Genomic DNA, 7,154 nt, shown 5'->3' with positions numbered 1-7,154 from the left:
CACCTCGGCCTGTACATGGCGAACTGCAACGAATTCCTCGAGGCCATGCTCGGCGCCTACAAGGCCCGGGTTGCCCCGTTCAACGTCAACTACCGCTACGTCGCCGACGAACTGGTGTATCTACTCGGCAATGCCGGCGCGGACGCGATCATGTACCACGCGCGGTTCGCCCCGACGCTCGCCGACGCATTGCAGAAAATGGGTGCCTCGCCGCGCCTGATCCACGTCGACGACGGATCCGGAAACGATCCGCTACCCGGGGCGGTGCGCTACGACGAGCTGCTGGCTTCAATGTCCGAGCTGGACGACGAGCCACTCGACGTCGTCCCGTCACCCGACGATCTCTATGTCCTCTACACCGGCGGCACCACCGGAATGCCCAAGGCCGTGCTGTGGCGCCAGCACGACATCTTCCTGAACGCGATGGGTGGCCGGACCTTCGGCACCAGCGATGTGGTGACCAGCCTGGAGGAGATCGTCGAGCGATCGCGGCCCGAGGCGCCGGGTTCGATGACGGCTGCCCCGCTCATGCACGGTGCGGCGCAATGGGCGGCATTCATCAACATGACCGGCGGACGGCCGTTCGTGATGGCGCCGACGACCACGCATTTCGATCCGGCCGAGGTGTGGGCGCTGGCCAGCCGGGAACGCGTGATTTCGCTGTCGTTCGTCGGCGACGCCTTCGGCCGGCCGTTGGTCGACGAACTCGAGTCCGGCAATTACGACCTGTCCGGGCTGCTGGTTCTGGTCACTGGCGGAGCCGCGCTGAGCGCCCCCGTCAAGCAACGATTCGTCGAGCTGCTGCCCAATGTGACGGTCATGGACACCGGCGGGTCGTCGGAATCCGGAGCGCAGATGGGGCAGTTCTCCAATCGCGCGCAGAGCGCGTCGGGCCGGTTTGTCCCGAACCCCGGCGCGGTGGTGGTCAGCGAGGACATGACCAGGACCCTGTCGCCGGGCGACGACGAGATCGGCTGGCTGGCCCAGCAGGGCCTCATTCCGCTGGGATACCTCGGCGATCCGGAGAAGACCGCGCGGACGTTCCCCGTCATCGACGGGATCCGGCATTCGGTCCCGGGCGACCGGGCGCGCTGGGACTCCGATGGCCAAATCGAGCTGCTCGGAAGGGATTCCGTCACGATCAACTCCGGCGGCGAGAAGATCTTCGCCGAAGAGGTCGAGGCTGCGATAGCCGAGCATCCCGCGGTCTACGACGTGGTGGTGACGAGCCGGCCCTCCGTCCGGTGGGGAAACGAAGTCGTCGCACTCGTCCAATTGGCCGACGGTGCCCAGGCCGACTCCGACGGCATCGTCGCCGAGGCCGCGCGCCACATCGCCCGCTACAAACTGCCCAAAGAGGTTGTCTTCTGCGCCAAGCTGCAGCGGTCACCGTCCGGCAAAGCCGACTACCGGTGGGCGAAAGCTCAAGTGGCGCAGACTAGTTGAAGAAGCCGGCTTTGCCGTCGCCGGTGTTGAAGAACCCTGAGCTACCGCTGCCCACGTTGCCCACACCCGAGCTGTAGATGCCCGAGTTCCAGATCCCCGCGGTGTGGTTTCCGGTGTTGAAGAAGCCCGCGTTGGCGAAGCCGGAGTTGAAGAACCCGACGTGGCCGCGGCCGCCCTCGTTGCCCACACCTGAGGTGTAGCCGTAGTCGGGATCGGTCACATTCTGGTAGCCGGAGGAATCGCTGCCGGTGTTGAACTTGCCGGAAAGGTTGTATCCGGTATTGCCGAAGCCTGAGTTGTCCGCACCGGCCGGGGTGTCCGAGTGGCCCAGACCTGGGTTGTAGCTGCCCGAGTTCAAGATGCCCGAGTTGACGCTGCCCGAGTTGAAACTGCCGGTGTTGAAGTAGCCCGAGTTGAACCAACCGGTGTTGGTCCCGTAGTCGGCAGAGTTGAAGCCGCCGGTGTTGCCCGACCCCCCGTTTCCGAAGCCCACGTTGTCGTAGTACACGTTGCCGGCGCCCACATTGCTGATGCCCGCATTGGCCCAACCGAAGTTGTAGTCTCCGCCGTTGCCGAAGCCGGTGTTCACCGAGCCCGCGTTCCAGAAGCCCGTGTTGGTCCACCCGGCATTCCCGAAGCCGAAGTTTCCGCTGCCCGAGTTGCCGAAGCCGACGTTGTTGTCGCCGGAGTTGAAGAAGCCGATGTTGTTGTTGCCGGTGTTGCCGAAACCGATGTTCCCGGAGCCGGTGTTCAACGAGCCGATGCCGATCTTGTTGTCGCCGTTGAGCCCGAAGCCGATGTCTTTGTTGCCGTTGTTCCCGAATCCGATGTTGCCGCTACCGTGGTTCCCGCCGCCGAAATTGGAGTCACCGATGTTGCCGCTACCGAAGTTGGACGAACCGAAATTGCCGGTGCCGACGTTTTTGTCGCCCCAGTTTCCGAAGCCCCAGTTGCGGTCCCCGACGTTGCCATAGCCGACGTTGCCGTTGGCGGAGTAGTAGGGGGGTCCGCCGGTGTCGGTGTTGCCGTTTCCGCTGCCGAAGTTCAGGTTGCCGACGTTGCCATTGCCGAAGTTGGTGTTACCCGCGTTTCCGCTGCCGAGGTTGGTGTTGCCGACGTTTCCGCTGCCGAAGTTGGTGTTGCCGATGTTCCCGCTGCCCAAGTTCGTCTTGCCGTAGTTGCCGCTGCCCAGGTTCCAGTCGCCGGTGTTCCCGCTGCCCAGGTTGGTGTTGCCGGTGTTGCCGATGCCCAAGTTCCAGGAGCCATTGTTGCCAATGCTGGTGTTCAGGCCTGCCAGACTGGCCAGCGACTGCTGCAGGGAAGCCAATTGCGTCGCGGCCACCGAGGCTCCGGCGTGATAGCCGGCCATCGCGGTCACGTCCTGGGCCCACATCTCCTCGTAGATGCCTTCGGCGGCCGCGATCGCGGGGGCGTTCTGCCCGAACAGGTTTGAGGTCACCAGCGACACCAGCTGCGAGCGGTTCACCGCGACCGCCATCGGGTGCACCGTCGCCGCACGCGCCGCCTCGTAGGCGGCGGCCGTCGCCGTGGCCTGCCCGGCGGTCTCGGCAGCTCGCGCTGCCGCCGCGCTGAGCCATGCCGCATAGGGTGCCGCCGCGGCCGTCATCGCCGCCGCGGCCGCGCCCTGCCAGCCACCGCTCACCAACCCCGAGGTCACCGACCCGAACGACTCGGCCGCCGACCCCAACTCGGCGGCCAGCCCGTCCCAGGCTGTCGCCGCCGCCAGCATCGGTTCCGAACCCGCACCGTTGAAAATGAGCGCCGAATTGATCTCGGGTGGCAAAACTATGAAATTCACTGCGCTGCTCTCTCTTCGGCTGACCATCCGACGGTATAAGGAAGCGGGCATATTTTCCGGGTTTCAGGACAGAAAGCGCTTCTGCAACCGGTGGAAAGCCGTGGGCTCGCGACATGCCTGGTATCGCGCGTGCAGATCGCGCGCCAGCGTGGCAGTCGGACAGGCCGTGGTGTCGAGCGCGAAGTCGTACTCTGCGTCGGCATGGGCGGCGCAGGCGCTGCCCCGGTTCCAGCCGGCGTAGCGGTCACCGCGTTCCTGTTCCCGGCGGGATCCTTCGGCATCCGACACGTGCACCCCCACCATCCAGACCCGGCAGCCGTCGAAGATCTGCAGAGCGTCCACCAGCCACTCGCGTTTCCAGATCACGTCGTCGGCGATCAACGTTCATGCCGTTGTCCAGGTAGGTCCGGATGGCGTGGTAGCGGGCGTGCATGGCGCGGTCCAAGATCGGGCCCGGATGCACGGTGAACCAGTCCAGTCCGTCGGACTCGACCACGCTGTCCCAGCTGTAGTACTCGGGCCGCACCCGCGCCAGATCGAGTTGCTTGGGGGCAGGGCCATCCAGAACACGTCGATGCCCAGGTGCATCCAGCACTCGTCGGCGACATCTTGAAACGCCAAAGCAAGCGACGTCTTTCCGGCGCCGGATCCGCCGTTGAGAAGGATCAGCTTGCCCCTGGCCGTATCAGCCATATCCGCCATAGCCGCCAGAGGTTACCGCAGCTTTTCTGGGCTGCCAATCAATAAGCGTCATAACGAGATCCGGGCAAAGGGCGGCAAATGTGAATCCTTGGCTTTGCGCGTGAAGCCTGGGCGGAGATCCGACCCGCACACTGAAAGCCGTCAGTTCACACGCAACGCCGCTTGCCTTGCGAACTCGACGGACGATACGAGCGCGGGCGGACTTGCTGCGGGCGAAAGCATGAAGAATGGTGCGGATTTCGTACCAAAGGATTGTCCGCGGCTGTGTAACAGCTGTCCGGCGGAATTCGATATTCACAGATGCGTCGTCGCCACTAACTGGGCAAACGGCGCCCTCGCACTGCTCAATACGCCGTAAACGAGCCAGACCGGCGATACGATTCGCCTTCTAAGCCTGTGCGCGGTGGCGTGACCTGGCGGGAGGTTGCACATGTCGTATGTGATTGCGGTGCCGGAAGCGGTGCAGGCGGCGGCGTCAGACCTGGCGGGGATCAGGTCTGCACTCACTGCAGCTAACGCGGCTGCGGCGGCTCCAACGACGGGAATTGCGGCGGCTGCTGAGGACGAGGTGTCCGCGGCGATTGCGGCGCTTTTCGGCTCGCACGGGCAGGGGTATCAAACCCTGAGCGCCCGGATGGGGACGTTTCACGATGAGTTCGTGCAGGCACTGACCTCGGGCGCGAGTTCGTATGCGGCCGCCGAGGCCGCCAATGCTTCGCCTTTGCAGGCGGCGATGGCTGCGGTGAATGCGTCAAGTGTGGCGGTGGCAGGGCGCCCGCTGGTCGGCAATGGCGCGGACGGCGGAACTGTTGGTGGGGTGGGCCAGGCAGGCGGCGACGGCGGGATTTTGTTCGGCAGCGGGGGCAATGGTGGTGCGTCGACTAACGCAGGCGTAGTCGGGGGCGCGGGCGGCGCGGGCGGGTTGTTCGGCTCTGGCGGGTCCGGCGGCCAGGGTGGGGCCGGTGCTAACGGCGGCGCGGGCGGCGCGGGCGGGAGCCTGTTGGGCAATGGCGGCACTGGCGGGGTTGGTGGCTCATCCGGTGGTACTGGCGGTGTGGGTGGGGCCGGGGGCTTCATTGGCAGTGGCGGTACGGGTGGGGCCGGCGGTGCCGGCGGCGGTGCCGGCGGAAACGGCGGAGCAGGCGGTGTGTTCGGCAATGGCGGCTTTGGCGGTGCGGGTGATTCGGGTGGCACCGGCGGTGTCGGCGGCGTCGGCGGCAATGCGAACGTCTTCGGCGGCGGTGGCACCGGCGGTGCGGGTGGAGCTGGCCAGCTGGGCGGTAAAGGCGGCGACGGGGGATTCTTATACGGCAATGGTGGAGTCGGCGGCCTTGGCGGGAACGGCGCGAACGGCGGTGATGGCGGCGCCGGCGGGTTCCTGGCGGGCAGCGGTGGTGCGGGCGGCCAGGGTGGCGCCGCTGCCTCGACCCTCATCGGTCCCGGGACTGGAGGCAATGGCGGCGACGCGCACTGGTTTGGTGCCGGCGGTGCGGGTGGCCAGGGCGGTAATGGCCTGACGGGCACCGACGGCACGAACCCCGGCTCGACTAGCCCACCCCCCGCGCCCGGCCTCGTACCCGTTGTAAACGGGACTACGCCCAACCCCATCGTGGGCAACACGGGGAACTCGGGCACCGCGGGTGGTAATGGCCAGACCGGCGGCCCCGGCGGGCTGGGCGGGACGGCGGTCGGCGAGGGTACGAATGACGCGCTCGGTGGCGACGGTGGCGCCGGAGGCACCGCCGGCGCCACCGGTGGCAACGGGGGCGCCGGCGGCACCGGTGGCCAGGGCGCCATCGACTTGTTCGCCTCCGGCACGGCGACCGGGGGTGTCGGCGGTAACGGCGCCCAGGGCGCGTCCAACGGTGGTGCGGGCGGCGCCGGCGGCACCGGCGGACGAGGTGACAATTTCGGTACCGGCACTGCCGTTGGGGGCGCCGGCGGAGGCGGCGGTATGGGGGGCCAGGGGACCGCTGCCGCTAGTGGCGGCGGCATGGGTGGTGCCGGCGGTCACGGCGGTAACGGCGGGACGTTCGCGGGCAACGGCGGCGCCGGCGGCGCGGGCGGGACCGGCGGCACCGGCGGCGCGGGCGCCGTCGGGGGTGCGGCTGGAAACGGCGGCCACGGCGGAGACGGCACACCCGTCTCCCCCCAAAATGCAACTGGCGGTGCCGGCGGTGGCGGTGGCACGGGCGGCGTCGGTGGCACCGGCGGCACGGGCGGCACGGGCGGTATTGGGGGTCAAGGCGGTGCGGCCGGGTTCATCGGTAACGGTGGCGCCGGGGGCGCCGGTGGTGTCGGCGGCGCCGGCGGACTCGGCGGTGTCGGCGGTATCGGTGGTGTCGGTGGTGACGGCGGAACAGGCCACACGACCGGGCTGATAACCGGCGGTGCCGGAGGCGGCGGCGGCGTGGGCGGCGTTGGTGGCACCGGCGGTACCGGGGGCGCAGGGGGCGCCAGCGGGGCTGCGGGCGGAGCCGGCGGGACGATCGGCCGCGCGGGCGCAACCGGCGCCGCGGGCGCGGCCGGTGACGGTGGCACTGGCGGCATGGGCGGCCACGGTGGTGATGGCGGCGACGGCCACACGGGTTCGGCCGGCCACGGGGGCGCCGGCGGAAATCTCGCACTCGGCGGCGACGGTGGAGCGGGCGGCGCGGCCGGTGGGACGGGCGGCACCGCCGGTATCCAAGGCGATCAGGGCGAGCCTGGCAGCGACGGCACGCACGGCTAAGCTCACGGACCACGGGTCGCAGGTAACGTCATTGGCATGGCGAACAAGAGCGACAAGGCCGCCGATTCGCTTGTGCCGCAGTACCCGATCGAGTCCGTCGACAACGCACTGAAACTGCTGTTGCTGTTGGGCGACCAGCCCCAGATCCGGCTGAGTGAGGCGACCCGCTATCTGGGTGTGGCGTCGTCCACCGCGCACCGGCTGCTGGCGATGCTGACCTACCGCGGGTTCGTCCGCCAAGACCCGGTGTCCAAGGCGTACCTGCCGGGCCCGGCGCTGACCAGCGTGGCGTTCGCGATCTTCGGCCGCATCGATGTTCCGGCGATCGCCACGCCGGTCATGCGCACACTCAGCGAACGGCTGCGCGAAACGATTCACGTCGGGATGCTCGACGGCGCCAATGTCCGCTTTGTCGCCGCGGTCGAGGGCCCGGCTGCGGTCCGGGTCGCTTCCCGG

Annotated in this window: 4 protein-coding genes and 1 pseudogene; 3 read left to right on the top strand and 2 right to left on the bottom strand. The window is 68.2% G+C overall.

Annotation, left to right across the window (positions count from 1 at the left end; genetic code table 11):
• Positions 1-1,446 (top strand): AMP-binding protein (locus VML93_RS35585; RefSeq protein ID WP_325618103.1); only part of this gene is annotated, 1,446 nt, incomplete at its 5' end.
• Here VML93_RS35585 and VML93_RS35580 read toward each other — a convergent pair.
• Entirely contained in the window at positions 1,439-3,265 is a 1,827-nt protein-coding gene (locus VML93_RS35580) for a PPE family protein (protein ID WP_325618101.1), read from the bottom strand. The genes VML93_RS35585 and VML93_RS35580 overlap by 8 nt on opposite strands.
• A gap of 63 nt (positions 3,266-3,328) precedes the next feature.
• Positions 3,329-3,958: pseudogene (locus tag VML93_RS35575) on the bottom strand (phosphotransferase-like protein).
• Positions 3,959-4,397: 439 nt separating this feature from the next.
• Here VML93_RS35575 and VML93_RS35570 point away from each other — a divergent pair.
• Positions 4,398-6,698, top strand: a complete 2,301-nt coding sequence (locus VML93_RS35570) for a PE family protein (RefSeq protein ID WP_325618099.1) — start codon at positions 4,398-4,400, stop codon at positions 6,696-6,698.
• 36 nt (positions 6,699-6,734) lie between these two features.
• Positions 6,735-7,154 (top strand): helix-turn-helix domain-containing protein (locus tag VML93_RS35565; protein ID WP_325618097.1); only part of this gene is annotated, 420 nt, incomplete at its 3' end.

It is taken from the genome of Mycobacterium sp. (assembly GCF_035499775.1).
Lineage (GTDB): Bacteria > Actinomycetota > Actinomycetes > Mycobacteriales > Mycobacteriaceae > Mycobacterium.
Note: the sequence above shows the minus strand (reverse complement) of the source record. Positions and strands in the feature narration are given on the sequence as shown.